The sequence below is a fragment of the Thiomonas sp. DCM-2 genome (assembly GCF_056820905.1).
Genome location: NZ_CM165962.1, coordinates 159,667 through 185,865, shown reverse-complemented (window position 1 = coordinate 185,865; position 26,199 = coordinate 159,667). Strand labels below are relative to the sequence as shown.

The window sequence follows — 26,199 nt, the reverse complement described above, 5'->3', positions numbered from 1 at the left end:
TTTCATGCGTGCATCGATAATGTGCGGGTGACTTCTCCCTCGCTGCACAACCCGCCCACCCCCGCCCTGCGCCCGTTGTGGCGCGACCTGATGGCCTGCGCGCAATTGGTCGGCGCGGTTCAGGATGGCGCGTCGCTCGCCACCGCGCTGCCGCAATCTGCCACGCGCGGCCAGTGGGACGCCGCGCAACGCGGAGCAGCGCAGGCGCTGAGTTTCACTGTGCTGCGCCATCTCGGCACGGCGCGCGCGGCCTTGTCGGCGCTGCACCCCAAGGCCATCCACCCGCCCTTGCTGCGCGATGTGCTGCACACTGCGCTTGTCCTGCTGATGCCGCAAGCGTCTGGGCATTACGCAGCGCACACCGTGGTCAATCAGGCGGTGGAAGCCTGCAAGCGCACCCCTGCATTGCGCCACGCAGCAGGCTTTGTCAACGCCGTGCTGCGGCGCTTCATCGCCCACCCGGATTTGCTGGGCACGGTCTGCGCCACATCGATCGAGGCGCGCTGGAACCATCCGCCGTGGTGGGTCGAGACACTGCAGCCCGCCTATCCGCAACACTGGGAGGAGATGCTCGCCGTGGCCCAGCGCCCACCGGCCATGACCCTGCGGGTGAACACCCGGCGCATCTCCCGTGCGGACTATCAGGCGGCTCTTGCCGAGCGCGGACTGCACAGCGTGGCGCCGGACGATGCCCTGCTCGATCAGGCCCTCATCCTGCTGCAGCCCGTCGCGGTCGAGCGGCTGCCCGGGTTCGAGTCGGGTTGGGTCAGCGTGCAGGACGCCGCCGCGCAATACGCCGCCGCGCTGCTGGATGTGCAGGCAGGCCAGCGCGTGCTCGACGCCTGCGCCGCGCCGGGTGGCAAGACTGCGCACCTGCTCGAACGGGCCGATTGCGCCGTGCTCGCGCTGGACAAGGACGCGCAGCGCCTGCGCCGTGTGGACGACACCCTGCGCCGCCTCGGGCTGCGCGCAAGCACCCAGGCCGCCGATGCCGCGCAGCCGGATGGCTGGTGGAACGGCCAGCGCTTCGACCGCATCCTGCTCGATGCGCCGTGCAGCGCCTCGGGGATCTCCCGCCGCCATCCCGACATCCGCTGGCTGCGCCGCGCCGCAGACATTCGGGCACTGGCCGCCACCCAGACCGCGCTGCTCGATGCACTCTGGCCGCTGCTGCAACCAGGCGGCAAGCTGCTCTACGCCACCTGCTCGGTGTTTCCACAGGAGGGCGCGGAGCAGGCCACAGCCTTCCTCGCCCGCCATGCCGATGCGATAGCATCGCCCGCGCCGGGGCAGTTGCTGCCGCAGGAGCCTCAACACCGGGGGACGGGCGACAGTGCGCCCCCTCGAGCACCCCATTCGCAAGACGGTTTTTTCTACGCCCTGTTCACCAAGTCCTCGTGAAGACCGCCCGCCCAAGTCCCGACCTCCAGCGCCGCAAGCTGTTGCGCGCCGGCCTGGCTTTGGCAGTGGGCGCCAGTGCAGTGCAGCGCGCGCATGCCATCACTGTGGACACGGAACCGCTGATGCTGACCATGAGCCCCGATGGTCTGTTCGTCACCACCGCGGCGGTGTTCGCGCTGCCTCGCAGCCTGGAGGATGTGCTCAACCGCGGCATCGCGCTGTATTTCGAGACGGTGGCCACCGTGGTGCGGCCGCGCTGGTACTGGTTCAACGACGAGGTGGCGCAGACCCGACGGGAAGTGCGGCTGGCCTATCAGCCCCTGCTGCAGCGCTACCGCGTTTCGGTGGGCGGCCTGCAGCAGAACTACGACAACCTCGACGAGGCGCTGGGTGTGGTGCAGCGCACGCGGCACTTGCGGGTCGCCGAAGCCGCGCAGCTCGTGCCGGGGCAGAGCTATCAGCTCGACGCCCGCTTCCGCCTCGATCTGTCGCAACTGCCACGGCCATTCCAGATCAACATCTCGTCGCAGTCCGACTGGAAGATCGAAGCCACCTTCCCTCCCCAAGCCTTCGTCTGGACGCCGTGAACACGCCCGTCGGCAACCACTGGGACAGTCGCACCTCGCGCTGGGCCATGCGCATGGCCCTGGCGCTCGGGCTGCCGCTGGCGGTGTTTCTGGTGTTTCTGCTGGCGGTCTCCACCGACAACACCGCACAGCCCAGCCCGTTTTTCGCCTGGCTGTACTGGATCAATTTCGTCGTTGCAGGTGCCCTGATGCTGGTGGTGCTGGCGCTGGGCCTGCGCCTGGGCTGGAGGCTGCACAAGCGGCGCTTCGGCAGCCGCCTGCTGTTCAAGCTCGCCGCCGTGTTCGCGCTGGTGGGCGTGCTGCCCGGCGTGGTGATCTACACCGTGTCGTATCAGTTCGTTGCACGCAGCATCGAGACCTGGTTCGACGTCAAGGTGGAAGGCGCGCTGACCGCCGGGCTCAACCTCGGTCGCACCACCCTCAACGTCCTGCAGACCGATCTGCAGGCCAAGGCGCGCAATCTGTCGGTGCAGATCGCGGAAGACCCCACCACACTGTCACCCCTCACCATGGAACAGTTGCGGCAACAACTCGGCCTGCAGCAGATCACCGTGTTCGACGGCAACGGCACCGTCCTGGTGACCGCGGGCGGCAATCCGTTCTCGCTCATTCCCGACATTCCCGGCCCAAACAGCATGCGGCAGTTGCGCACCATGGGTTCCATCTCCGACATCGAAGGCGGTGATGACGGCTCCGGGCAGACGCCGCAGACCCTGAAGCTGCGGGTCGTGGTCAGCCTGCCCTCGCGTCATTTTGTCCTGCCCGGGCATGGCCGCTATCTGCAACTCATCCAGGACGTGCCGCAAGCCATCTCCAGCAGCGCGCTGGAAGTGCAGCGGGCCTATGGCGAATATCAGGAGCGCGCGCTGGGCCGCGAGGGGCTCAAGCGCATGTACATCTCCACCCTCACCCTCACCCTGTTCCTCGCGATTTTCCTGGCCGTGCTGCTGGCCGTGATGCTGGGCAACCAGCTTGCCAAGCCCTTGCTGCTGCTGGCCGACGGCATGAAGGCCGTGGCCGAAGGCGACCTGCGGCAGAAACCGCACCTCGAGCGCAACGATGAACTCGGCGTGCTGGTGCGCTCGTTCAACACCATGACCAATCAGCTTGCCGAAGCGCGGGCGCAAGTGCAGTTCAATCACGATGCGCTCGAGGCCTCGCGTGCCTACCTGCAAAGCGTGCTCGACAATCTCAGCACCGGCGTCCTGGTGCTGGGCGGCGATCAGCGCCTGGCCCTGGCCAACCCCAGCGCCACACGCCTGCTGCGCGCGCCGCTGCAAGGCCTCATCGGTCAGCCCCTGCACCAACACGCCAGCCTGGCGGGGTTCGCCCAGACACTGTCCGACGCCTTTGCTGCGCTCGATGAACAAGATCCTGCCGGCGCCAGCCCGCACTGGCTGCAACAGATCGACTACCAGCTCCCGGGCAGCGATGCCAGCATCACCCTGCTGGTCCGCGGCGCGCGGCTGGCGCTGCCGGGTCAGCCCGCGTCCGTGGTGGTGTTCGACGACATCACCGAGGTCATCTCCGCGCAGCGCTCCATCGCCTGGGCCGAGGTCGCGCGGCGTCTGGCGCACGAAATCAAGAATCCGCTCACTCCCATCCAGCTCTCGGCCGAGCGCCTGCAGATGAAGCTCGCCCCCAAGCTCGAAGGCGCCGACCGCGACATGCTCCAGCGCAGCACCACCACCATCGTCAACCAGGTGCAGGCCATGCAGCACATGGTCAACGACTTCCGCGACTATGCCCGCCTGCCCGCAGGCAAGCCCGAGGCGATGAACCTCAACGCCCTCATCCGCGACGTGCTCAATCTCTACGCCAGTCTGCCCGCGCGCGATGGCGCCAGCCCTGATGAAGACCCCGAGGTCAAGGCCGATCTGGCCACAGCGCTGCCCGACATCCTGGGCAACCCCACCCAGCTCCGCCAGGTCATCCACAACCTGCTGCAAAACGCCATCGACGCCGTCGCCGCACAGCCCGAGCGCAAGGTGCGCATCCGCACCGAGGCCCTGCCCGCGCAGGCCGGCAGCCCCATGCGCGTGCGCCTGAGTGTGAGCGACAACGGCCCGGGCTTCAGCGACAAGATCCTCCACCGTGCCTTCGAGCCCTACGTCACCAGCAAGCCCCGCGGCACCGGCCTGGGTCTGGCCGTGGTGAAAAAAATCGTCGAGGAACATCATGCCCGCATCGAAATCCAGAACCTTCAGGCAGAAGGGTCGGTTTGTGGCGCGCGCGTTTCCCTTATATTCCCTGGGCTGGCACAACAAGCTGTTGTGGAGGCACCCCTGCATCAGGCATGAGAGCGAGTTGGTATGGCAAGCATTTTGGTGGTCGATGACGAAATGGGAATCCGGGAACTGCTTTCCGAGATTCTGAACGACGAGGGGCATAGCGTGTCACTGGCCGAGAACGCCGCACAGGCCAGGCAGCTTCGCGCCCAGGCCCGGCCCGACCTGGTGTTGCTCGACATCTGGATGCCCGACACCGACGGCGTCACCCTGCTCAAGGAATGGGCCAGCAGCGGCCAGCTCACCATGCCGGTCATCATGATGTCGGGCCACGGCACCATCGACCACGCCGTGGAAGCCACCCGCATTGGCGCGATGGCCTTTCTCGAAAAGCCCATCGCGCTGCAGAAGCTGCTGCAATCCGTCTCGCAGGCACTGACCAAGCCGGCCGCGCGCGCCACAGCGGGCAGTCAGACTGGCAACACGCAGTCCGCCAGCGCAGGCCACGCAACGCCGGAGGTGCCGCAACCCATCGCCCTTCCATCCGAACGCGCCTTTCTGCTCGACCGCCCGCTGCGGGAAGCCCGCGACGAATTCGAGCGGGCCTACTTCGAGTTCCACCTGGCACGCGAAAACGGCAGCATGACCCGCGTCGCAGAAAAGACCGGCCTGGAACGCACCCATCTCTATCGCAAGATCAAGCAGCTCGGCGTCGACCTGGGTCGCGGAGGCCGCAACAAGAGCGAGCAAGCCCTCTGCGTCGAAGAATCTCCCGCCACCAACGCGGACCCGACAGCCAACTGACCTCCCCCCGAACGGCGAGACAGCGCCTCTCGCGAAATTTGTTAGTATTTCCTTTTTTCTGGGAAACGGTGCGCATGAATTGCTCGCGCACAGCCTGAAAAAATCTGTGGCCAGGTAGCTCAGTTGGTAGAGCAGCGGACTGAAAATCCGCGTGTCGGCAGTTCGATTCTGCCCCTGGCCACCATGGATAGCCAAAGGCCCCGCTCCACGAGTCGGGGTCTTTTTGTTTGGCTGGGATGTGTTTACATTGCGCGGATGGCTGCCCACACCTCGCCTCCTTCCCTGCCTGGGTCTGTCGCATCAGTTGCGCCAGACGGGCTGGAGCTCGCCGCGCGCATTCGGCGCGGTGACATCAGCGCTGCGCAAGCGCTGCATGACGCGATCGGGCGTTGTGATGCGGTCAATCCCCAGATCAATGCCGTCATCAACGACCTGCGGGTGCGTGCCGATGCGCAACTGCGCCATACGCAGGCTTTGCAGGGCATCTTTGCTGGCGTGCCGTTTTTGCTCAAGGATCTGGGCATGGATCTGTCCGGCGTGCCCACCAGTCAGGGAAATGCCCGCGTGGCGAAGATCACGGCTGGGCAGACCGACGCCATCGTGCGGCGCTGGGAGCAGGCGGGGCTGGTGATTTTCGGCAAGACCAATACGCCTGAGCTGGGTCTGAAAGCCATCACCGAACCGACGGCCTTCGGGCCCACGCGCAATCCGTGGAATCTCGATCACACTCCAGGCGGCTCGTCGGGCGGGGCGGCTGCGGCGGTGGCTGCAGGCATCGTGCCCGTGGCCGCAGCAGCGGATGGCGGCGGCTCGATCCGCATTCCTGCGGCCTATTGCGGCCTGTTCGGACTGAAGCCCTCGCGCGGACGGGTGAGCTGTGCGCCGCAGTTCGACGAGATGTGGGAAGGTGCGGTCAGTGCGAACGTCATTTCGCGCTCGGTGCGCGACAGTGCGGCCATGCTCGATGTGCTGGCCGGGGCCGAGCCCGGCGATCCGTTCATCGTCCGCCCACCGGCCGGCCCCTATGCCCAGGAGGTGGGACAGGCGCCGGGCCATTTGCGCATTGCCCTGAGCACGGCCTCGCCGATCGGCGGCGCGGTGGATGCGGCCTGGTCGCAGGCTGCAACCGATTGTGCCTTGCTGCTGCAATCACTCGGGCACAGCGTGGAGCGGGTCGATCCGGTTGGCGACGGCATGCAACTGGCCCGCGACTATCTCACCATGTATTTCGGCCAGGTGGCTGCGCAGCTGCGGTGGTGGCAGCAGCGCGGTGTTCCGGCTTCGGCCTTCGAGACCGACACCCAGGCACTCGGCCTGATCGGGCGCAGCCTCGCTGCAGGCGATTACGCCCTGGCGCGTGCGCGGTGGAATGCGCCGATGCGCGCGCTGGGCAGCCTGTTCTCGCGCTTCGATCTCTACATCACGCCAACCTGCGCGCAGCCCCCTGCCCGCATCGGGCAATTGGCTGCGCCTGCCTGGCAACAATCCGTCCTGCGCCTGATTCTGCAATTCGGCCTGGGTGGACTGCTGCGCCGCAGCGGCCTTGTGGAGCAGTTGGCCTTCGACAATCTGCATCGCACCCCGTTCACCCAGCTCGCCAATCTGGCCGGTACGCCAGCGATGTCGGTTCCCTGGAGTCTGGATGCCATGGGCCTGCCCGTTGGCGTGCAGTGCATTGCCGCGTGGGGACGGGAAGATCTGCTGCTGCGCGTGGCGAGCCAGTTGGAGCAGGCTCGCCCTTGGGCGCACTGGAGGCCGCCGGTGTTTGCGCAATGAAGAAAGGGGACGCCGCAGCGTCCCCTGTTCATGTTGCAGACTCGGGCTTCAGGCCGATGCCAGTTGCATGCGCGGCTTGATCAGCAGCCTGGCGAACAGGCGGACATACACCTGAACGGTCTTGGCCTGCACGGCGACAAAGGGTGCCATCAGCAGGAAATACACCCAGGAGCCGGACCCCACCAGCTTGGGCATCACCAGGCCGAAGCCGATGAAGAACATGCCGAAAACAAAGAACGCCACGCCAGGGCAGATCAGCGCAAACGCACCGGCATTGCTTTTCGGTCCGCCGACATAGTCGGCGAAGTAATTGAGCTTTTTCATCACCGCATAGCCAATCAGGCCGAACAGCACCTGCAGCGACAGGATCAACGTGGTGAACAGCAGCAGATCGGTCGGGTGGCCGGTGTTGCCGAAGCTGTGCGACAGCCCCATGGACCAGCGGATCCAGGTAATGCCCAGCAGGGTGAGGATGGGGATGAGAATCCACAGGCTGCCCGCCGCCTGCGGCTGGATGCCGTGGCGCAGGATGGAATCGAAGCCCAGTACCACCTTGATGAGCATCAGCAAGAGGGCTGCGCTGGCAAAGAAGATCGACAGCACCATGGCAATCGCATTGATTTCGCGGTGGTGGCTCATGGCACCGGGCGCGGCCAGACCGACGGCAACCATGGCCAGCGCGAAGATCGACACCATCGGCGCCAGCGAGTTGTTCTCGGCGAAGTCGAACTGCGCGTGAACGAACAGCCGGGTGAAATACTGCCCCAGAATGCGCAGGGCGTAGATGCCCACCGCGAGGAAGGCGGCAATCGCACCCGGGTACATCCACTCCACCACGCTCCACAGATTGGGCACGAACACCGCGCCCAGCACGAATGCCACGTTGATGGTCATCGCCAGGGTCAGCGGGACGGCCATGAGGCCGATTTCGGCGTTGGAGGTCAGCAGCTTCTGATAGGCCGCTGTCTGGCGGAACAATTTGAATTCGCGCAGGTTCCACGCCAGCAGCCAGAAGTGCAGCGCCGCGAACGCGATGATGGCCAGCAGGTCGAGCCCGATCAGCGCGGAGATCAGCGGATTGCGGCCGTCGGTCAGCACCGGCCACAGGTGGTTGAAGGTCACCATCGGCGTGTCCGGATGCGGCAGCAAAAACATGGGGTAGATGAAAAACGACACAGCCAGACCGCCGGCGCCAAGCGCGGCGAGGAAGTACATGGGCGAGTAGCGTTCTCGAAGGTTGTTGACCAGCATGGTGGCACTCCAGGGAGAGAATTTGCGGGGACTGCGCAACGACCGAACTGGACGACAGCCGGTGTTGCAAGTGGTTACAAATACGGGGTGGAGTGTATGAACTGACGCCTTGAAAGGCTTGATGAAGCGCAATTCCACCAAATGTCTCGCCGAGAATCCGGGAAGAATCCCGCTTTTCAGGAACGGTATGTGACTTGGGTCACACCGATCGGAAAAAGACCTCGCTGACCCAGAGCCCCTGGCCGCCGAACACAAAGGACGAGCGCCGCGCCCAGAGCGCCGCGTCTGGGGTGCCTTGCAGCGCATGGGCTTGCCGCGCCAGTCGCAACAGCGGCGAGGACGTCGACAGGCGTCTGACCCGCAGCGCACTGCGGCGGGTTTGCGGGCGGGTGAACACCGCGTCGCCCACGGGGCGCGCGCCCAGATGCCGCAGCAGCCGCCACGGCCCGCGCAGCGCGGAAAGTCGGCACACGCTGTGGCCGAGCACACGCGGCATGCCGTCGGCGATCAGCAGCACATCGCGCCGCCAGACCTTGCGCCCCGGTGGCAGACCGAGCAGCGGGTATTCGTCGCGCAGCGCGCGCGCAGGCCCCTGCCGCAGCAGGCGCAATTCAAACCGGGTGCTGCCCTGCCGCAGCCGTCGGGTGAGCGAGCCCGGGTGCGTCAGCCAGCTTTCGATGCCGCTGCGCCGCCCGCAAGGCAGCGCCGGCGGCCAGGATTCAGCGAGCGGGGCAGGGATGCGGCGGATACGGTGCAGGGCCATGAGCGAATCGGTGCAAACGCACAGTATCGCGCATCGCCGCGCCGCATTCACCCCACATGCTTGGCGAAAAACGCCAGGGAGCGCTCGCGGGCGAGTTGCGCCGCCTTGGCGTCGTAGCTGGCGCGGGCGTCGCAGTTGAAGCCGTGGTCGGCGTCGTACACGTAGAACTCGGCCGTGGGATTGGCCGCGCGTACCGCCTCGCGGTCGGCTTCGGTGATGTGCGCATCGCGCAGCCCGTAGTGAAACAGCAGCGGCCCCTTGGCCGGTTCGCCCACGAGCTGCACATTGCGCCCGCCGTAATAGCTCACCGCGGGCAGGCCGTCGCGGATCGCGGCGAGGTAGGCGATGCTGCCGCCCCAGCAGAATCCGACCACACCGACCTTGCCGGCATGCGCCACCGCCTGCGCTGCGGCCCGCACCGACGCGAGCGCACGGTCGAATCCCAGCTCGGTGACCAGGGCGATGCCCTTCTGCATGCCGTGCTGGTCGTAGCCCAGCTCGACGCCCTGCTCGATGCTGTCGAACACCGCAGGCGCGATCGCGGCATAACCGGCTGCGGCATAGCTGTCGGCCACGCTGCGGATGTGCGCGTTGACACCGAAGATTTCCTGCACCACGACGATGCCGCCCTTGGGCTTGCCCGCTGGTTCGGCGACATAGGCGCCGATGGTCTGGCCGTCGGCCGTACTGAGGGTGATGGTTTTGTGTGGCATTTGATCCTCCTTCAGGGGTTGGGAGAAGGGCATTGTGCGGCGCAATGGCCGCGCCTGCACCCAGCGACGGCTTGCCCCGCGGGCGCGGCAGACCATCCGCTCACAGCAGTTGCACGCCGTCCAGTCGTGTGGCAATGCTCTGACGGGAGATGTCCACCAGATCATGCACATAGGGCCGCTGCGCCAGATCGCGCGGCACGGTGGCATACAGCTCGCTCCACAGCCCGCGCGCGCCGATGCGCCGCGCCTGCACATAGCCGCTGTCCACCGAGGGCTTGAGCGCCCAGTTCGGCAGCGCCGCAACACCGCGGCGGCTGGCGACCAGTTGCAGGATCGCAATGGTCAGTTCGGCGGTGCGCCGCGGCAGACTGATCCCGGCGGGCTGCAGCACCTCGCGGATGATGTCGATGCGCGCATCGGGCGCGGGATAGGTGATCAGCGTCTGCCCCTGCAGATCGGTGGCGCGCACCACACGCTTGGCGCACAGCGCATGCCCCGGCGGCAGCGCCAGCAGGATCTCAAACCGAAACAGCGGCAGCGACACCCACTGCCGGCCCGCGGGACGCAGCGCGCCGATCACCAGATCGGCCTTGCCCTGGCTGAGCAGCGCTTCGGGGTCGCTGTGAAAACCCGACACCAGATCCACCTCCACATCCGGCCAGCGCTGGCGGAACACATCCATCACCGGCATCAGCCACTCGAAGCAGGTGTGGCATTCGAGCACCAGCCGCAGGGTGCCGCGGGTGTCGCCCTGGATGCGCTGCAGGTCCAGCTCGGCCGCCTGCACTGCCTCGCGCATCTGCCGCGCCAGCGCGAGCAGCCGCTCGCCCGCCGGAGTGAAGCGCAGGCCGCGGGCATCGCGCAGCAGCAGCGGCATGCCGTAGTGCGTCTCCAGGGCGCGCAACTGGTGCGACAGCGCAGATGGCGTGAGGTGCACCGCGTCGGCTGCGGCGTTGATGCGCCCGGTTTCGGCAATGGCCAGCAGCGAGCGCAGGTGGCGGAGTTCGAGCATGGCGTCCCCAATGTTGAATGAATTTCAGCATACCCTAAAAAATCATCGCTTGATTCAATGGCTTCTACTCCTCAAACTGCCGCCCTGTTTCGCATTTCATCCTGGAGAATTGGCATGACCACCACCCACGTCCTGGGCTATCCCCGCATCGGCGCGCAACGCGAACTCAAATTCGCGCTCGAGAGTTTCTGGCAAGGCAAGACCGACGCCGCTGCGCTGCAGTCCACTGCGGCACAGCTGCGCGCCGCCAACTGGGACGCGCAGCGCGCCGCCGGGCTGGGCTTTGCCACGGTCGGCGACTTTGCGCTCTACGACCACATGCTCGACACCGCCGCGCTGCTCGGCGCGCTGCCCGCGCGCTTTGGCTTCGACCCCAAGGCGCTGGACCTGTCGCAATACTTCGCGCTGGCGCGCGGCAATGCGGCGCAGCCGGCGATGGAAATGACCAAATGGTTCGACACCAACTACCACTACCTGGTGCCCGAGCTGGACGCCGCCACGCGCTTCGACGGCGGGGCGGACTGGCTGTTCGACCGGGTGCGCGACGCGCAGGCCGCAGGCCACAACCCCAAACCCGTGCTGGTCGGGCCGCTGACCTTTTTGTGGCTGTCCAAGTCGCACCAGCCGGGCTTCGACCGGCTGAGCCTGGCGCCCGCGCTGTCCAGGGCCTATGCCCGCATCCTGGCGCGGCTGGCCGAGCTGAGGGTGGAGTGGGTGCAGCTCGACGAACCCGCGCTGACCCTCGCCCTCGACACCCCGTGGCGCGACGCGCTGCCCGCGCTGTATTCCGCGCTGCCCGCTGCCGCGTCGACGTCCGCCGGGGCGCTGCGGCCGAAGATTTTGCTCACCACGTATTTCGAGTCGGTCAGCGTGTCGCCAGCGACTCTGGCGGCGTTGCCGGTCGATGGCATCCACCTCGATCTGGTGCGCGCGCCGCAGCAGCTGGACGCCTGGCGCGACGCGCTGCCGCCGCGCTGGGTGCTCTCCGCCGGGGTGATCGATGGGCGCAATGTCTGGCGCAGCGATCTGGCGGCAGCGCTGTCCACGCTGCGGCCGCTGCACGCCGTGCTGGGCGAGCGGTTGTGGATCGCGCCGTCGTGCTCGCTGCTGCACGTGCCGGTGAGCTTGCGTGGCGAGGACGGCGGACGGCTCAACCCCGAGGTGCGCCCCTGGCTGGCGTTCGCCGCGGAAAAACTGGATGAGCTGCGCGTGCTCGCCACCGCGCTCGATCACGGCGAGGACGCGGTGCGCGACGCGCTGCAGGCCCATGCGGATGCGCTGCGGTCGCGCCGCGACTGCCCGCGCATCACCCTGCCGCAAGTGCGCCGCCGCGTGGACGCGCTCACCGATACCGACGCGCGCCGCGCCGCGCCCTACGCCGAGCGCATCGCCGCGCAGCGCGCGCGGCTGCGCCTGCCGGTGCTGCCCACGACCACCATCGGCTCGTTCCCGCAAACCGCCGACATCCGCGCCGCGCGCGCCGCGTGGCGTCGCGGCGAGCTGCGCCCGACCGACTACCTGCAACGCATGCGCGCGGAAATCGCCCTGGCCGTGCGCAAGCAGGAAGACATCGGCCTGGACGTGCTGGTGCACGGCGAGGCAGAACGCAACGACATGGTCGAGTTCTTCGGCGAGCAGCTCTGGGGCTATACCTTCAGCAGCAACGGCTGGGTGCAGAGCTATGGCTCGCGCTGCGTCAAGCCGCCCATCCTCTGGGGCGACGTCTGGCGTCCCGAGCCGATGACGGTCGATACCGCCAAGTATGCGCAGTCGCTGACCGAAAAACCGGTCAAGGGCATGCTCACCGGGCCGATCACCTTGCTGCAATGGAGCTTCGTGCGCGACGACCTGCCGCGCGATCAGGTCGCGCTGCAGCTGGCGCTGGCGGTGCGCGACGAGGTGGACGATCTGCAAAACGCGGGAATCGCGATCGTCCAGATCGACGAGCCCGCGTTCCGCGAGGGCCTGCCGCTCAAGCGCGTCGACTGGGATGCGTATCTGGCCTGGGCAGTGCGCGCGTTCGGCGTGGCCGCGGGGGTGGCGCGCAACGACACGCAGATCCACACCCATATGTGCTATTCGGAATTCAACGACATCCTGCCGTCGATCGCCGCGCTCGACGCCGACGTCATCACCATCGAGACCTCGCGCTCGAACATGGAACTGCTCGATGCGTTCAGCGACTTCGCCTACCCCAACGACATCGGCCCGGGCGTCTACGACATCCACTCCCCGCGCGTGCCGACCGTCGGGGCGATGGTGCAGTTGCTGCGGCGCGCGGCGCAGCGCATTCCGGTCGAGCGGCTGTGGGTCAACCCCGACTGCGGGCTGAAAACCCGCGGCTGGCCCGAAACCGAGGCCGCCCTGCGCCACATGGTGCTGGCCGCGCAGGAACTGCGGGTGGAACTGCAGCACACCGGCCACATCGCGCCGCCTGCGACCAGCGCCGGGGCTGCCGCCGATCGGCCCGCGGCGCCGACCACGCACGGCGCGTGCTGCGCAAGCGAGCAGAGTTGACATCCATCACAGCAGGACGGTGCCAGAAGGTGCGTCCATCGCACGGATTCTGCGGAAAAAGGGGAAATTGCAGCGGAAAACGGTTTACATTGTGAGATATGCCCGATTTCGGTCCACGGGCATCGTTCTCACATCACGCCATGCTGCCTTCCGAAATTTTCCAGTCCTGCATCGACGACGCCATCCAGCGCTCGGACGACCTGATGCGCTCGGTGGTGCGCCAGGTCATCGAGGCCCTGGAGCAGCAGGCCGAAGCGGCTGGCACGGGCCGCGACCGCCAGCAGTTTTCCGACATGAGCCACGCCCTGCGACAGAACGAGGGCAAGCTGATCCAGGCCTTCGTCGAACGCTTTCGTGCCGTACTGGACGAGGAGCTGCACGAAAAGAAGCCGGTGTCGCCCAAGGATCTGCAGCTTGACGTGCTCTCGCTGGTTGACGAGTCCGATCTGGAGGAGGGCGTGGAGGTGTCCCGTCTCACGCACCTGCTCGAGTCCGAGGCGCAGTGGGAAGTGCGCGACCTCGGCGCCCGCCTGGACAGCCTGCGCGCCGGACAGCACGCCGCGCCCCAGCCCAATCCGTTGCGTCCGGAGGTGTTCAGCAAGTCGTTGCACCACGCACTGGGCATGGTCGATCTCGACGCCGAGGAGCGTCTTGGCCTGCTGCGCGCCTTCGGCAAGGGCATGTCGGCCGCGCTGAAAGACACCTACGCGCTGTACAACAAGCGCCTGGCCGAGCTGCAGGTGGAACCGGCGCAGTATCGTCAGCAGCGCCGCGCCACGGCGCGCCCGGCAGCCGGGACGGTGGACGCACAGGCGCAGCTGAGCGCGGCGCAAAGCGGCTCCGAACTGCATCTGGAGGCGCTGCAGCAGTTGCTTTCCGGGCGTCTGGGCGCGAACCGGCCTGCGGACGCCGAGCCGCCATCCAACTCCGGCCCGGGCTTTGCCCCATCCGGGTTTGGATCATCCGGTTTCGCCGCGTCGAGCTTTGGCCCCTCCGTCTTCGGACAGGCGCTGGGCCTGAACCCGCAACTGCGCGACACCCTCGACCGTCTGCTGCTGAGCGACCGCCTGGGCTTGCGTGACGTGAACTGGCGTGACGAGCCCGCCGCCACTGCGGCCGCGGTCAATCTCATCGAACAGCACCGGCAAAGCCTGTACGACGTCGCCAACCGGCCACTGGAGCGGTTGACCATCGACGTGGTGTCGCTGCTGTTCGATCACATCCTGGCCGACCCCAAGCTGCTGCCCGCGGTCAAGGCGCAGCTGGCGCGGTTGCAGATTCCGGTGCTGCGTCTGGGCCTGCGCGACGCCAGCCTGTTTTCCTCGCGCAACCACCCCACGCGCAAGCTGCTCAACCGCGTGGCTGAATACAGCGCCGGCTTCACCAGTGTGGACGAGGCGGCGGCGCAGCGTTTTCTGCCCTTTCTCTCGCGCATGGTCGAGGCCATTGTCAACGCCGAGGAAGACGATGCCACCGTCTTCGAGCAACAGCTCGCCGACCTGCAGCGCCACATCGCCGAAGGCGCCGCCGCGGTGGAACAGCAACAGGCCGACGCGGTGGACGCGCTCAAGCGCGCCGAATTCCGCAGCCTGCTGCATGGCGCGCTCTACCGCCATCTGCAGGAGGTGTTCTCCCGGCTGCACACCCACACCCAGCTGCGCGACTTCATGCTGGAGCATTGGTCCACCGTGCTCGCCGAGTCGGTGCTGCGCTTTGGCGAGGAAGCCGAGGCCACCCAAACCTACAAGCAGACCGCCAGCGATCTGATCTGGAGCGTGCAGCCCAAGATGCAGGAGGCCGACCGCAAGGCGCTGCTCAAGCTGCTGCCCACGCTGGTGCAGCGGCTCGGCCAGGGTCTCGATCTGATCTCGCTGCCTGCCGACAAACGCCAGGAGTTCATGAGCTGGCTGATGGACGCGCAGGCGCAGGCCATTCGCGGCCAGGGCGACGCGCAGCAGGCCACCTCGCGCGACGACGCCCTGCTGCTGCAGCGCGAATGGTCGCGGCTGCTGCACCCGCAGCCCAGCAGCGCAGTGGTCAGCGCCATGCCCGAAGCCCTGGTGCGCAACGAAGAAAAAGTCACCAGTGGCCTGATCGAGGTCAGCGATGTGCCGGCAGAGACGCAGCCGCCCGGGGTCGACGCCACGCAGGCCGCAGCCGAGGGCCCTGCGAGCGCACCATCGGCCGAAAGCGGCGCGCTGCTGTCGCCCGCCGAGGTCGCAGGCCTGATCGCCTCGCTCGACATCGGCACCTGGGTGCAACTGCAGATCCAGGGACGCAGCGCCCGCGCGCAACTCACCTGGCGCAGCCCGCAGGGCCTGTTCTACATGTTCTCCAGCAAGGTTGGCGGCCGCGCCCACTCCATGACCCGGCGCGCACTGGAGCGCATGGCCGCGCAGGGGCTGATCCTGCCGCTCGAAGCCCAGGGGCTGATGGACCGGGCGATGCAGGGCGTGGCCGAGCAGTTGCGCGAACGCCAGGCGAGCGAATCGACCTGAATGCGGCCATGCTGCCCCTTGCGTGCAGCACGAACGCCGCATTCGGGCATCGTTTTTACACCTGAAAACACCTCGGCAAGCCCTTGCCCGATATATTTTCATGGACACGACGCAAAAGAGGCGCACGGCTTCTTTTGTCATCATCCATGAAAAAGGACAAGGAGTTCCTGATGCGCCGCCGTATTCTGCTGAATCTTTCCGTCGCCGCCGCGCTTGGCGCATGTGGCGTCTTTGCGGCCACAGCCGACGCCGCCGAACCGGTGCTCTCCGTCGCCTATGCCGGGTCGATGGGCGCGTTGATGGACAAGGCGCTGGGCCCGACCATCGCCAGGCAGGATCATGTGCAATATCAGGGTCAGGGCGCGGGCGCGTTCGGGCTCGCGCATCTGATCGCGGCCAAGCAGATCAACCCGGATGTCTTCGTCTCGATCACCCCGGGCCCGATCGAAGTGCTGCAAAAGGCCGGGCTGATCGACACGGCCGTGCCCGTGGCCAGCACGCAGATGGTCATCGCCTACAGCGACAAGAGCAAGTACGCCGCCGACTTCAAGGCTGCGGCCGAGGGCAAGATGCCGTGGTACGCGGTGCTGGAAAAACCCGGCATCCGCTTTGGCCGCACCGACCCGAAGACCGACCCGCAGGGACGCAACATCGTGTTCACCATGCTGCTGGCCGAGCAGTTCTACAAAAAGCCGGGGCTGGCGGACAAGATCCTGGGCAGCACGCAGAACCCTCAGCAGATCTTCACCGAGCCGTCGCTGCTCTCGCGTCTGGAGTCGGGCCAGCTCGACGCCACCTCCGGCTACCTCAGCGCGGTGATCTCGCACAAGCTGCCCTACATCAAGCTGCCTGAGCAGATCAACCTCAGCGACCCCGGCATGATCCAGGACTGGTACAGCAAGGTGCATTTCAGCATCACGCTGCCGAATGGCAAGACCGACACCCTCTCCACCCAGCCACTGGTGTTTTACGCCGCAGTGCTGAAAAACGCGCCCAATCCCAAGGCGGGGGAAGCGTTCGTCAAGCTGATGACCAGCGCCCACGGGCAGTCCATGTTCAAGGAATATGGCTACAGCGCGCCCAAGGGCGGCGACCTCAAGGCGGCCAAGTGACTCGCACGACAATGTGCGCATGCCGCTGACCCCGCTCGATACCGCCACAGCCCCGTTCTTCGCGCCCCACGCCCTGCAGGGGCAGACGCGGCGCGCCTGGGTGGTGGCAGCGTTCGGTCTGGCAGGACTGCTGTTTCTGAGCCTGCCGTTTGCCGGGCTGGTCATCAGTACGCCGTGGGACGCGCTGCAGCTGCAGCAGGGCGACCTCGGATCGCTGCGGGTCTCGGTGCTCTACACCCTGATCGCGGTTTCTCTGGTGACGATGTTCGGCACACCGGTGGCCTGGTGGCTGGCGCGGCATGAATTTCGCGGCAAGTGGGCCGTCGAGCTGCTGGTGCTGTTGCCCTTGCTGACACCGCCGTTGGCGATGGGGCTGCTGCTTTCCATGAGTTACGGGCCGTACAGCTGGATCGGCCAGCCGCTGGGACGCCTGGGTCTGAGCCTGACCAATACCCCCTCTGCCTTTTTGCTGGCGCAGGTGTACGGCAGCGCACCGTATTTCATCGTCGCGGCACGTTCCGCCTTCGAGGGCGTGCCGCGCGAACTGGAGCAGATGTCGCTGACCCTGGGACAGTCGCCCTGGCGCACCTTCTGGCGCATCAGCGTGCCGCTGGCCGGGCTGGGACTTGCCGCGGGTGTGGCGCTGGCCTGGGTGCGGGCGCTGGGCGAGTTCGGCATCGTGCTCATCGTGGCGTATTACCCGCAGGGCATTCCGGTGAAACTGTGGGTGAACCTGCAGGACACCGGCCTGTCAGCGGTCTATCCGCTGCTCTGGCTGTTCTTTCTCATCGGCTTGCCGCTGCCGCTGGTGCTTGGCGCGCTGTCGCGGCGCGGCCAGTCCGGGCGCTGAACCCACACCATGCGCGTTCATTTGCAAATCCGCCAGCCCATCTCGCTCGATGTGGACTTCGAGGTGCATGGCTTCACCGCCCTGCTGGGCGCCAGTGGCGAGGGCAAATCCACCGTGCTCAAGGCGCTGGCCGGACTGACCCCCAGCCGAGGCGAACCCTTTGCCGCGTTGCCGCCACAGCGCCGCCCGGTGGGCTATCTGCCGCAGGGCTATGCGCTGTTTCCGCACCTGTGCGCCTGGGAAAACGTGGCCTACGCGTTTGGGGGACGGCTGCGCGGGCACCGGCAGGCGGCGCTCGATTTGCTGCAGTCGGTGGGGCTCGAGCTGCAGGTCGAACTGCGACCTGCGCAGCTCTCCGGCGGACAGCAGCAGCGGGTGGCGCTGGCGCGTGCGCTGGCACGCGCACCGCAGTTGCTGCTGCTCGACGAGCCCACATCGGCGCTCGACGTGAGCACGCGAGACGACATCATGGCCGAACTGGTGTCGCGCATGCACCAGCTCTCCATCCCCGCGCTGGCTGCCACGCATGACGCCAGCCTGGCAGCCATGTCGGACTGGGTGGTGCTGCTCTCGAACCGTCGGGTGATTCAACAGGGACCGCCCGCCGAGGTGTTTGCTCACCCAGCCAGCGTGGCGGCCGCGGCGCTGCTGGGTGTGCGCAACCGGTTTGTTGCGCGGGTGTTGCGCCATGAGCCCGAGCGCGGGCGCACCCTGCTGCAATGGGACGACGCCAATTTGCCGCTGTATGCGCCGCTGATGTCGTCCCAGGCCGTCGGTGCCAGCGTGGACTGGGCCATCTCTCCAGACGATGTCCGCCTGCCTCCACTGAAACCAGGACAGGTCAGCGAGACGAACAACCTGCTGCGCGGTCAGATCGAGCATCTGGTGGTGCAAGGGGCCAGTGTGACTGCGGCCCTGCGCTGCGGACAAGCGCGGGTGTGGCTGCGCGCGCCCTTGCGGTTGATTGCGCATCACGGCTTGCGCGTGGGCGCCACGGCCTCGGCGCATGCGCGCCCGGAAAATTTGATCTGCTGGCCGCGCTGAGGGACTTGCACCGCACCGCGCTGTGGCAGTGCCCGCAAGACTCAATCGTGCAGCAGCTTTTGCAGCTCTTCGAGATCGGGCTGGATGGCGCGCAGCGCCTTGCGTTCCATGCGGCGGTAGATGGACAGCACCTCGCGGCCCAGCGGGGTGAGCAGCGCGCCGCCGCCGCCCGCGCCGCCCTTGGTGGCTTCGACCAGGGGCTGCTTGTACGCCTGATTGACGCTGTGAATCAGCAGCCAGGCGCGGCGATAGCTCATGTTGAGTTCGCGCCCGGCGGCGGAGATTGAGCCGGTGCGCTCCAGCGCCTCGAGCAGGGCGGCCTTGCCAGGGCCGAGCGCCGTGCCCTGCTTGATCTGCAGGCGCACGCGCGGCGGGGAAGCCACCGTCGGTGGAGACGCGCTATCGTGGGTGCTGTTCTCGTCCATACGCAATAGCGTAACGCGTTCGCGCTGCGCGGCTCAATGGGCCGGGTCTGCGCGGCGCGCCGCCAGCACGGACTGCAATCCATCGGGTACGCCGGCCAGGGTCTGCACCACGTCGAGGCCGTAGCGGTCCCCCATGCCCAGTTCGACCTGCAGGGGCAGCCCGTCACTTTGTCGCAGCCAGATGCGCAGCGTGGCGCTGCTCTGTGCACTCTGGGTGTCGAGCAGGGTGCAGGCCACGTCCTGGCCCTGCCATTGCAGCGTCACGCGCTGCGGAGTGATGTGCGCGGTCTGCACCCTGTCGTTGATGAGCAGCGGCACGGTGAATGGCTTGACCGGCAACGGGCGCTGCAGATAGCCCCAGCTCAGCGTCAGCGGATCGATGAGCCCGGCGGGCGCTGGCTGGGACGGCGGCAGCGCGGCAGAGGCGGCCTCGCCCGCGGTGCGGATGCGCATCTGTCCCTGGTCGATCTGCACCTGCGTGGCGGGGCTGTCGCCCTTCTGGTTGCTCGCCGCCAGCAGCGTGGGCTGACCGCCACTCACGCTGCCACTGGCCGTCCGCACCCAGTGCAGGCGGCGCAGCAAGGTGGCCAGGGCACCACGCGGAGTGAGGGTGCTGTCAATCCGGTAGGGGCCGTTGCCGCTGACAGGCCAGGACACCGTGTCCTGCGCCATCGCCACACCCTCGGCGCCTCCCAGGCCCCCAAGCAACACCAGCAGTTGCGCGGCGCGCGAGTCGGTGCCCTTGCCGTCGGACTCCAGCCGCACCCGCCAGTCGGCCTGCAAGGGCGCCGCGGCCAGATGCGGCACTGCCGCCGACTGCGCTTGCACCGTCCGCGGCAACAGCGCGGCAGCGCAGAGCAGCAGCCCGGCCAGCACATGGCGTGAGCGTGACTGGGCGCAACAGCGCGGGGAGGTGGACAGGGAAGTTGCGGCGGGAGTCATGGTTGTTCAACGTGCAAGCCAGGGGGCTTGCCGACACCCGCTGCCTCTGCTTGTTTGATCGTTTTTTTGTTTTATTAATATGAATTCTATCTGTTTTACTTATTCAATTGCACTGCCTAGCATGTCACCATCGTTCATTCAAAGCCGTGCAACGCATCATGTCCACCTGGAAACCGCTCAACCGCCTGCCCTCCCCGGTCGAACTTGTCCGGCAATTCACGCCGAATTGGTTCACGGTCAATATGGGCACGGGCATCACCTTTTTGCTGCTGGCGCAGTTTCCCGCGCAGGTCCCGGGGCTGCATGCGCTGGCCCATGGTTTGTTCCTCGTGGACGCGCTGCTGTTTGCGCTGTTCACCGCACTGTTTGTCGCGCGCTGGCTGTTTTTCACCAGCGACGCGCTGCCGCTGCTGCGGCATCCGGTGCAGTCGATGTTTCTCGGCGCGATTCCGATGGCGCTGATTCCGCTGGTCAACGGTCTGGTGCTGTTCCATCCGCACGACCCGCTGGCGGCGCAATGGGCGCTGCAGTTGTGGTGGATCGATGCCGGGCTGTCCTTGCTCACCGGCTGGCTGGTGCCGTGGTATCAGTTCACCGCACAGGATCATGCGCTGGAGCGCATGACCGGGGTCTGGCTGCTGCCGGTGGTGCCTGCCGAGGTGGCCGCATCCAGCGCGGGCTATCTGGCGCAGCATCTGCCGGCAGCGCAGGGGCAGTCGCTGGTGGTGGCGGGCTATGCGCTGTGGGGCATGTCGGTGCCGATTGCCCTGGGCATCCTGACCGTGCTGTATCTGCGCTTGGCGCTGCACAAGCTGCCGCCCAAGGAACTGGGCGTGTCCACCTGGTTGAGCCTGGGGCCGATCGGCACTGGCGCGTTTGCGCTGCTCACCCTGGGCGCCGCCGCGCCGCAGGCGTTCGCCGGCACGGTGATGGCGCCGGTCGCGGCGCTGGCCGGGCCGCTGGGCGTGGTCGGCGCACTGGTGCTGTGGGGGCTGGGGCTGTGGTGGCTGGTCACCGCCGTGGCGCTGACCGCGATCCAGCTGCGCCGCGGGCTGCCGTTCAACCTCGGCTGGTGGGGCTTCACCTTCCCGCTGGGGGTCTATACCGCCGCCAGCCTGACGCTGGGGATACGCACCGACATGCCGTTTTTCACCGCATTCGCCGCCGCGCTCATCGTGGCCCTGGTGGGTGCCTGGGCGGTGGTCGCGGTGCGCAGCATGCATGGGCTGTGGCACGGCCATCTGGTGCATGCGCCCTGCCTGAGCTGCAAGGCGGCTGAGTCGGCCAAGGCCTGAGCAGGGCTCAATCGAGCAGGTCGAACGCCAGTTGTTCGACCTGCAGAAACTCCCGCGTGAACCCGGCGAGCGCCCGGTAAAACTGTGCGGCGCGGTCGCCTTCGATCACGTCGCACATCTGTGCGCCCCAGGGCTGGATGTGGCGCTGGAACAGATCGCGCTGGCGGGTCAGGGTGCACACCGCGGGGTCGTCGCCGGCAATCAGAAAGCGCATGATCTCGGCGAGCACGGCGAAGTGGTCCTCGCTTTCGCCGAGGTCGATGCGGCGGCTCAGGCCGATGCCCGACAGGTCCGCACGCAGGCGCGCAAGCGGCTTTTCGTGCAGCGCACCGGCGAGGTAGAACGAGCCGTAGACATACACCGCGGGCCGGCCGGTGCCGCCGAACAGCGCCTCGAATTCGTCGCGTACCAGCTGCGGCGTCACACTGGCGGCAACGCGCTGGAGCTCGCACCAGGCTTGCTGCAGCGCGCTGTCGGGCGCATCGGATGCGGCGGGCGCAGCCGCCAGTTGCGACAGCACTTGCGCGCTCGGCGGCGCGATGAACAGCAGCGACAGCAAGCCCCAGAGGTCGGCGCGGGCGGCGTCTTCGTCGCTGCCCGGCGGTGCCAGATCGACAGGGGTGTGTTGCGGCGATGGGGTGTGCTGCATGGCGGTCAGGGCAGATGGTGGATGGTCATGTCGGCGCCGCTGTGCATGTCGATCACCCGGCAGTCGCCACACATTTTCAACCGCTCGGCGGCCGCGCCGGCGAAGGCGGGATGGCCGGCGAGCCTGGCCACCATCTGCTCGATGGCCTGCACGGTGCCAAAGGGCTTGCCGCAACGCACGCAACGCCAGGGCTGCGCCGCGTTGCGCACTTGCGGCGTGCTGCGCTGCGGCCCCCATTGCAGCCGGGGCTCCAGGCGGATCGCGTCTTCCGGGCAGGTCTTGACGCACAGCCCGCATTGCACGCAATTCTTTTCGATGAAGCGCAATTGCGGCGCCTGCGGGTTGTCGGCCAGGGCACCCGCCGGGCAGGCGCCCACGCAGCTCAGGCACAGGGTGCAGCGGTCGGTATCCACCCGAATCGCGCCGAGCGGTGACCCCGCGCCATGCGGCAGCGCAATGGCGGCTGCGCCCGAGGCGACCTCCCGCACCGGGGCGTGGCGCAGCAGATGATCAAGCGCGAGGTCGAGCGTCGCGCGCTTTTGCGGCAAGGCGGCAAACTGGGCCTGCGCGCTGGGCACCGCACCCGCAGTGCGCGGCCTTGCCAGCAGCGCATCGAGTTCGCGCGCGTCGGCGGTCTGCAGCAGGCGCAGGAGCGTGCCGTCGTAGCCCATGCCGTGCAGCAGCGTCTGGGCAAGCTGCAACTGCGCCTGCAGCGCGTGCAGATAGGCCGGGGCTTCGGAGTGGTCGGACAGCACGACAATCTCCGCCGCGCCCCAGGCCACCGCCGACAGCCACAGCTCCAGCCCGACCGAGGCGATGTGCCAGACCGACACCGGAATGACATGCGCCGGGATTCCGCGCACCTGCGGGTCGGATGCGGCAAGACGCCCGATCTGGCCGATGAGTTCCGCCCCGGCCTCCTGGCTGTGCAGCAGCAGCGCGGGCCGCTTGAGCCCGGCGCTTTGCGCGGTGCGCAGCAGGGTGCGCAGCCGGGCGCCGAGTTCGGGCGCGCGCGGGTAGGCATAGGTCAGCGCACCGCTCGGGCAGACCGTGGTGCAGGCGCCGCAGCCCACGCACAGGTGCGGGTCGATCTCGATCTGCTCGACAAAGGGCTTGCCCTGCGCGGCCCTGGGGAGGATGGAATCGTCCGCGGCGATGGGCGGAGTCTGGTCGGGCCGCAGGCGGGCACGGCTGTGCACCGCCTGCGCGGAGCAGATGTCGATACAGGCGTGGCAACCCAGCAGGGTGTTGCGGCTGTGCGCGCACAGCTTGGGGTCATACTGGAAGAACCGGGGCTTTTCGAAATCGCCCTTGAGGTCGCGCAGTTCGGCCACCGCACGCGCCAGCGCCAGCGGGTCTGCCCCCGGAGCAAAGTAGCCTTGGGGCGGTTGATGCAAGGTCACGCTGGGCTTGGGCTGCAGATCGAGCACCAGGTCGACCTGCAGGGTGTCGATGCGCGGCGCGCGCTGGAAGTCGATCGCGCCGATCGCGCCGCAAGCCTGCACGCAGTCCCGGTGACTGGCGCAGCGCTGCAGGTCGATTTGATAGTCCAGGCCGATCGCGCCTTCGGGGCAGGCGGCGATGCAGGCATTGCAGCGGGTGCAGACGTCGAGGTCGATCGGGTTGGCGCTTTCGACATCGACCTCGAACGCACCGAGCCAGCCGCGCACCGCCATCACACGCCCGGCATGCACCGGGTGTTCATGCTGCAGCGGCAGCGCTGCAGACGCGGCGCGGCCGCCGGGGCTCCCGGTGACGAACAGCTGCAGTTCCAGACTGTCGGCGAGCAACTTGCGCGCCATGTCGAGCGACTCGGCATCGCCGATGACCAGGCAACGCCCCGCGCTGTGGTAGCGCGCGGTCGGCACCGGCTCGGGCTCGGGCAGCGCCGCAGCGGCCAGCAGCGCGGCGATTTTCGGGTTGGCATGCGTGGCGCTGCGGCTCCAGCCGGCGGTCTCGCGGATGTTGACAAAGCGGATCGGCCGCACATCGGGCGCCGGCACACCCTCGGTCTGCGCGGCGACCGCAGCGAACAGCGTGGCTTCCTGGGTGCAGGCGACGATCAGCGGCTCGGAGCTTTGCGCCGCGCGCTGGAACTGACCGATCTCGCGGCGGCAGAGCTGGCTGTGCGGTTCGATGCTCTGGCCCAGCGCGGCGCCGAGCTGCGCGCCATCCAGGGGCATGGTGTGGTTGCAGTTGCAGACCAGGGTTTTCATGTTGAGGGGGGAATCGGCTGGGAAGATGGGTCTGCGGGCGCATCGGCTTGGGCGTCCTGCTCGGACGGCGCTGCAGCATGGCCCGCAGACGCGGGGACGGTCCGGGTGGGCATGGCGCAACCGGCAACCGCTTGTTCCGGCCCGAGGTCTGCAGCGGCGGTCTCTGGCAGGGCCAGCCCCAGGTTCGGGGTCAGCTTGAGGCGCGCCAGAAGGCCGGGCGGAACAGGGCTGGGAGTGTTGTAGTCGTCGATATAGGTATCGAGCCCGTCCATCACGTTGAACTGCGGGTCGGAGAACAGCTTGCGCAGCGCGGCCCGGCGCACGCCCTCCTCCACACCGCTGGCGATGAAGCGCGTCAGGTCGGCGGTATGGTCGAGCGGCGCAAGCTCTTCCAGTGTGGGCGCTGGCGGCTGTTCGGCAGCGGGCGCTGGAATGGGCGGCGGGTGCGCAGACACGGGCGATTCCAGCCCCTTGTCTGCTGGGGCGGGCGCGGTGGGCGGCTCCGCTGGGGCAGCATCTGCACCGCCCTGCAGCTTGCGCCGCGACCAGCGCGACAAGAAGCCGGAGTCACCGGAGCTGGACGTGGTCATGAGCAGCAGGCTGGCGGGTCGTCGCTGTCGGCCCGCGCAGGCGGCGCATTGCCGCTGGACACATCGCGCTCGCCCGGAGCGAGAAAGCTCTGCGGACGACGGCGCTTGCGCGGCTCGGGCTTGTAATGCCGGGACGAAAAATCGGCCAGCCAGTTGGCCACCACAGCCGGCAGCGGCGCGATCTCGATGGTCTCCCCGGCATCCATCCAGCGGGCGGCTTCGTTGTAGGACAAGGTCACCGCCTGGATGCTCGGCAAACCGTCGGGCGCCTGGCGCGGATCATCGCATTCCGGCTCGATCGCCGACGTCCACCAGACGAACCAGCTTGGTTGCGGCGAGGTGAGATTGAGGTGATAGCCCTCGGCTTCGTCCCGAAACAGTTGCACGCTGCAGCCGGGATAGAGCCATTGCGACTGCGTCTTTCCCCATTCCAGGCAAACGGGCAGCGGCGCCGATGGTGCGTCCGCCCGTTCGGTCGGCAGCACGTCGCGCAGGCTCCAGCGCCAGCGCTGCCAGCGGTTGCTCAACTGGTCGCGCTGCATCAGCACGGCGACCGGCCATGTGGCAAGTGCAAGAGGCGGAGCGTTCATGCCAACACCTGCTCCAGCGGTTGCGCGATGAACCGGTGCGGCGCGGTGTACTGCAGAAAGTGGCGATTGGTGCAGCGGGCAAACAGGGCGATGCCCAGCTTTTCTGCGATGTCATAGCCCATCTGCGTCACGCCGGAGCGCGACACCAGGATGGCCACGCCCATCAGGGCGCATTTGATGACCATCTCCGAGGTCAGCCGCCCGGTGGTGTAGAACACCTTGCCGGCGCCGCTCACCCCATGCAGCCACATCCAGCCGGAGATCGCGTCCACCGCGTTGTGGCGGCCGACATCCTCGGTGAACATCAGCAGGCGCCCCCCCTCGAACAGCGCGCAGCCGTGCACCGAACCCGCGCTCTTGTACAGCGAATCGTGCAGGCGCATCGCGTCGAGCAACGCATACAGCTCGCCTTGACTGAGCCGGGTTTCTGGGTCGAGCGTGGCGTTGTCCACTTCGTCCATCAGGCTGGCGTAGACCGTGCCCTGCCCGCAGCCGGTGGTCACGACCCGACGCCCCGCACTGCGCTGCGTCAGATCGGCGATGCCGCTGCGGCTGGTGATCGAACAGGCCTCGACATCCCAATCGACCTGCACCGCAGCAATGTCGGCGATGGAGCGCACCAGACGCTGGTTGCGCAGATAGCCCAGCGCCAGCAACTCGGGTGCCGCGCCCACGGTCATCAGGGTGACGAGTTCCTGTTTGTCGAGATAGAGCGTCAGCGGGCGTTCGGCAGGAATGTGAACCTCCTGCGTCTGGCCAAATTCATTGCGCACCAGCACGCCGCGGGTCAGCGCCACGCGCGCGTCGCTGAGTTGCGGAATGGGAGGAGGCTGGACAACAGGCGACAAGGCGTCTGGCGGGGACGGAAATTTTGATTGGGCCATCAATGCATTTCTCGGGCGGAAGCGCACAAGGGCGTGAAAGCCAACCGGCCCA

At 67.4% G+C, this 26,199-nt stretch carries 22 protein-coding genes and 1 tRNA gene; 12 read left to right on the top strand and 11 right to left on the bottom strand.

The window, feature by feature from the left end; translation table 11 throughout:
- Positions 1-21 precede the first annotated feature (21 nt).
- From rsmB to AC1ZQA_RS00845, 6 genes are all read left to right on the top strand, one after another.
- Positions 22-1,401 (top strand): 16S rRNA (cytosine(967)-C(5))-methyltransferase RsmB, encoded by a 1,380-nt coding sequence (rsmB, locus tag AC1ZQA_RS00870; protein WP_482677971.1) that lies wholly within the window; start codon positions 22-24, stop codon positions 1,399-1,401.
- The gene (locus AC1ZQA_RS00865; protein ID WP_482677970.1) at positions 1,398-1,988 is read left to right on the top strand and encodes a DUF4390 domain-containing protein; all 591 of its coding nucleotides are present in this window, start codon (positions 1,398-1,400) and stop codon (positions 1,986-1,988) included. Before rsmB ends, AC1ZQA_RS00865 begins: the two co-directional genes overlap by 4 nt.
- Positions 1,985-4,288 (top strand): sensor histidine kinase, encoded by a 2,304-nt coding sequence (locus tag AC1ZQA_RS00860; RefSeq protein ID WP_482677969.1) that lies wholly within the window; start codon positions 1,985-1,987, stop codon positions 4,286-4,288. Before AC1ZQA_RS00865 ends, AC1ZQA_RS00860 begins: the two co-directional genes overlap by 4 nt.
- A 12-nt stretch (positions 4,289-4,300) precedes the next feature.
- The gene (locus AC1ZQA_RS00855) at positions 4,301-5,020 is read left to right on the top strand and encodes a response regulator (RefSeq protein WP_482677968.1); all 720 of its coding nucleotides are present in this window, start codon (positions 4,301-4,303) and stop codon (positions 5,018-5,020) included.
- A gap of 108 nt (positions 5,021-5,128) precedes the next feature.
- A tRNA-Phe gene (locus AC1ZQA_RS00850) sits at positions 5,129-5,204 on the top strand.
- A gap of 71 nt (positions 5,205-5,275) precedes the next feature.
- Entirely contained in the window at positions 5,276-6,796 is a 1,521-nt protein-coding gene (locus AC1ZQA_RS00845) for an amidase (RefSeq protein ID WP_482677967.1), read from the top strand.
- 48 nt (positions 6,797-6,844) lie between these two features.
- Here the strand turns inward: AC1ZQA_RS00845 and AC1ZQA_RS00840 are convergent, their stop codons facing one another.
- The 4 genes from AC1ZQA_RS00840 to AC1ZQA_RS00825 all read right to left on the bottom strand — a co-directional run bounded on the left by AC1ZQA_RS00840 (position 6,845) and on the right by AC1ZQA_RS00825 (position 10,535).
- Positions 6,845-8,047, bottom strand: coding sequence for a TsoY family (seleno)protein (locus tag AC1ZQA_RS00840; protein WP_482677966.1), 1,203 nt, complete (start codon positions 8,045-8,047; stop codon positions 6,845-6,847).
- A gap of 199 nt (positions 8,048-8,246) precedes the next feature.
- On the bottom strand, positions 8,247-8,810 hold the full coding sequence (locus tag AC1ZQA_RS00835; RefSeq protein ID WP_482677965.1) for a chorismate--pyruvate lyase family protein: 564 nt from the start codon (positions 8,808-8,810) through the stop codon (positions 8,247-8,249).
- A gap of 47 nt (positions 8,811-8,857) precedes the next feature.
- Positions 8,858-9,523: a dienelactone hydrolase family protein gene (locus tag AC1ZQA_RS00830; RefSeq protein WP_482677964.1), complete on the bottom strand. Its 666-nt coding sequence runs from the start codon at positions 9,521-9,523 to the stop codon at positions 8,858-8,860.
- Positions 9,524-9,623: 100 nt separating this feature from the next.
- Entirely contained in the window at positions 9,624-10,535 is a 912-nt protein-coding gene (locus AC1ZQA_RS00825; protein ID WP_482677963.1) for a LysR family transcriptional regulator, read from the bottom strand.
- A 114-nt stretch (positions 10,536-10,649) separates the two neighbouring features.
- Here AC1ZQA_RS00825 and metE point away from each other — a divergent pair, with 114 nt between their 5' ends.
- From metE to AC1ZQA_RS00800, 5 genes are all read left to right on the top strand, one after another.
- Positions 10,650-13,052, top strand: coding sequence for a 5-methyltetrahydropteroyltriglutamate--homocysteine S-methyltransferase (gene metE, locus AC1ZQA_RS00820; protein ID WP_482677962.1), 2,403 nt, complete (start codon positions 10,650-10,652; stop codon positions 13,050-13,052).
- A gap of 140 nt (positions 13,053-13,192) precedes the next feature.
- Positions 13,193-15,550: a DUF1631 family protein gene (locus tag AC1ZQA_RS00815; RefSeq protein WP_482677961.1), complete on the top strand. Its 2,358-nt coding sequence runs from the start codon at positions 13,193-13,195 to the stop codon at positions 15,548-15,550.
- Positions 15,551-15,720: 170 nt separating this feature from the next.
- Positions 15,721-16,662, top strand: a complete 942-nt coding sequence (locus AC1ZQA_RS00810; RefSeq protein ID WP_482677960.1) for an extracellular solute-binding protein — start codon at positions 15,721-15,723, stop codon at positions 16,660-16,662.
- Between the two features lie 19 nt (positions 16,663-16,681).
- Positions 16,682-17,512 (top strand): ABC transporter permease subunit, encoded by an 831-nt coding sequence (locus AC1ZQA_RS00805; protein ID WP_482677959.1) that lies wholly within the window; start codon positions 16,682-16,684, stop codon positions 17,510-17,512.
- A 9-nt stretch (positions 17,513-17,521) separates the two neighbouring features.
- Positions 17,522-18,556: an ABC transporter ATP-binding protein gene (locus tag AC1ZQA_RS00800; RefSeq protein WP_482677958.1), complete on the top strand. Its 1,035-nt coding sequence runs from the start codon at positions 17,522-17,524 to the stop codon at positions 18,554-18,556.
- Positions 18,557-18,597: 41 nt separating this feature from the next.
- On the opposite strand, the gene AC1ZQA_RS00795 is transcribed toward AC1ZQA_RS00800, so the two are convergent.
- Positions 18,598-18,981 carry a winged helix-turn-helix domain-containing protein gene (locus AC1ZQA_RS00795; RefSeq protein WP_482677957.1) on the bottom strand — a complete coding sequence of 128 codons (384 nt, stop codon included), beginning with the start codon at positions 18,979-18,981 and terminating at the stop codon, positions 18,598-18,600.
- 33 nt (positions 18,982-19,014) lie between these two features.
- Positions 19,015-19,923, bottom strand: coding sequence for a hypothetical protein (locus AC1ZQA_RS00790; protein WP_482677956.1), 909 nt, complete (start codon positions 19,921-19,923; stop codon positions 19,015-19,017).
- Between the two features lie 158 nt (positions 19,924-20,081).
- Here AC1ZQA_RS00790 and AC1ZQA_RS00785 point away from each other — a divergent pair, with 158 nt between their 5' ends.
- The gene (locus AC1ZQA_RS00785; RefSeq protein WP_482677955.1) at positions 20,082-21,218 is read left to right on the top strand and encodes a TDT family transporter; all 1,137 of its coding nucleotides are present in this window, start codon (positions 20,082-20,084) and stop codon (positions 21,216-21,218) included.
- A 7-nt stretch (positions 21,219-21,225) separates the two neighbouring features.
- Here AC1ZQA_RS00785 and AC1ZQA_RS00780 read toward each other — a convergent pair whose 3' ends face one another.
- The 5 genes from AC1ZQA_RS00780 to AC1ZQA_RS00760 are packed head-to-tail and all read right to left on the bottom strand — an operon-like array spanning position 21,226 to position 26,147.
- Positions 21,226-21,867 (bottom strand): TorD/DmsD family molecular chaperone, encoded by a 642-nt coding sequence (locus AC1ZQA_RS00780; RefSeq protein WP_482677954.1) that lies wholly within the window; start codon positions 21,865-21,867, stop codon positions 21,226-21,228.
- Positions 21,868-21,872: 5 nt separating this feature from the next.
- Positions 21,873-24,083: a 4Fe-4S dicluster domain-containing protein gene (locus AC1ZQA_RS00775; protein WP_482677953.1), complete on the bottom strand. Its 2,211-nt coding sequence runs from the start codon at positions 24,081-24,083 to the stop codon at positions 21,873-21,875.
- Positions 24,080-24,673: a DUF3306 domain-containing protein gene (locus tag AC1ZQA_RS00770; protein ID WP_482677952.1), complete on the bottom strand. Its 594-nt coding sequence runs from the start codon at positions 24,671-24,673 to the stop codon at positions 24,080-24,082. Before AC1ZQA_RS00770 ends, AC1ZQA_RS00775 begins: the two co-directional genes overlap by 4 nt.
- Entirely contained in the window at positions 24,670-25,263 is a 594-nt protein-coding gene (locus AC1ZQA_RS00765) for a DUF3305 domain-containing protein (RefSeq protein WP_482677951.1), read from the bottom strand. The genes AC1ZQA_RS00770 and AC1ZQA_RS00765 overlap by 4 nt, the downstream gene beginning before the upstream one ends.
- Positions 25,260-26,147 (bottom strand): formate dehydrogenase accessory sulfurtransferase FdhD, encoded by an 888-nt coding sequence (locus AC1ZQA_RS00760; protein WP_482677950.1) that lies wholly within the window; start codon positions 26,145-26,147, stop codon positions 25,260-25,262. The genes AC1ZQA_RS00765 and AC1ZQA_RS00760 overlap by 4 nt, the downstream gene beginning before the upstream one ends.
- Positions 26,148-26,199: the final 52 nt, after the last annotated feature.

Coding starts and splice junctions, on each gene's coding strand:
- AC1ZQA_RS00855 (WP_482677968.1), top strand. CDS start 4,301: ATGGCAAGCATTTTGGTGGTCGATGACGAAATGGGAATCCGGGAACTG.
- AC1ZQA_RS00845 (WP_482677967.1), top strand. CDS start 5,276: ATGGCTGCCCACACCTCGCCTCCTTCCCTGCCTGGGTCTGTCGCATCA.
- AC1ZQA_RS00840 (WP_482677966.1), bottom strand. CDS start 8,047: ATGCTGGTCAACAACCTTCGAGAACGCTACTCGCCCATGTACTTCCTC.
- AC1ZQA_RS00835 (WP_482677965.1), bottom strand. CDS start 8,810: ATGGCCCTGCACCGTATCCGCCGCATCCCTGCCCCGCTCGCTGAATCC.
- AC1ZQA_RS00830 (WP_482677964.1), bottom strand. CDS start 9,523: ATGCCACACAAAACCATCACCCTCAGTACGGCCGACGGCCAGACCATC.
- AC1ZQA_RS00825 (WP_482677963.1), bottom strand. CDS start 10,535: ATGCTCGAACTCCGCCACCTGCGCTCGCTGCTGGCCATTGCCGAAACC.
- metE (WP_482677962.1), top strand. CDS start 10,650: ATGACCACCACCCACGTCCTGGGCTATCCCCGCATCGGCGCGCAACGC.
- AC1ZQA_RS00815 (WP_482677961.1), top strand. CDS start 13,193: ATGCTGCCTTCCGAAATTTTCCAGTCCTGCATCGACGACGCCATCCAG.
- AC1ZQA_RS00810 (WP_482677960.1), top strand. CDS start 15,721: ATGCGCCGCCGTATTCTGCTGAATCTTTCCGTCGCCGCCGCGCTTGGC.
- AC1ZQA_RS00805 (WP_482677959.1), top strand. CDS start 16,682: ATGCCGCTGACCCCGCTCGATACCGCCACAGCCCCGTTCTTCGCGCCC.
- AC1ZQA_RS00800 (WP_482677958.1), top strand. CDS start 17,522: ATGCGCGTTCATTTGCAAATCCGCCAGCCCATCTCGCTCGATGTGGAC.
- AC1ZQA_RS00795 (WP_482677957.1), bottom strand. CDS start 18,981: ATGGACGAGAACAGCACCCACGATAGCGCGTCTCCACCGACGGTGGCT.
- AC1ZQA_RS00790 (WP_482677956.1), bottom strand. CDS start 19,923: ATGACTCCCGCCGCAACTTCCCTGTCCACCTCCCCGCGCTGTTGCGCC.
- AC1ZQA_RS00785 (WP_482677955.1), top strand. CDS start 20,082: ATGTCCACCTGGAAACCGCTCAACCGCCTGCCCTCCCCGGTCGAACTT.
- AC1ZQA_RS00780 (WP_482677954.1), bottom strand. CDS start 21,867: ATGCAGCACACCCCATCGCCGCAACACACCCCTGTCGATCTGGCACCG.
- AC1ZQA_RS00775 (WP_482677953.1), bottom strand. CDS start 24,083: ATGAAAACCCTGGTCTGCAACTGCAACCACACCATGCCCCTGGATGGC.
- AC1ZQA_RS00770 (WP_482677952.1), bottom strand. CDS start 24,673: ATGACCACGTCCAGCTCCGGTGACTCCGGCTTCTTGTCGCGCTGGTCG.
- AC1ZQA_RS00765 (WP_482677951.1), bottom strand. CDS start 25,263: ATGAACGCTCCGCCTCTTGCACTTGCCACATGGCCGGTCGCCGTGCTG.
- AC1ZQA_RS00760 (WP_482677950.1), bottom strand. CDS start 26,147: ATGGCCCAATCAAAATTTCCGTCCCCGCCAGACGCCTTGTCGCCTGTT.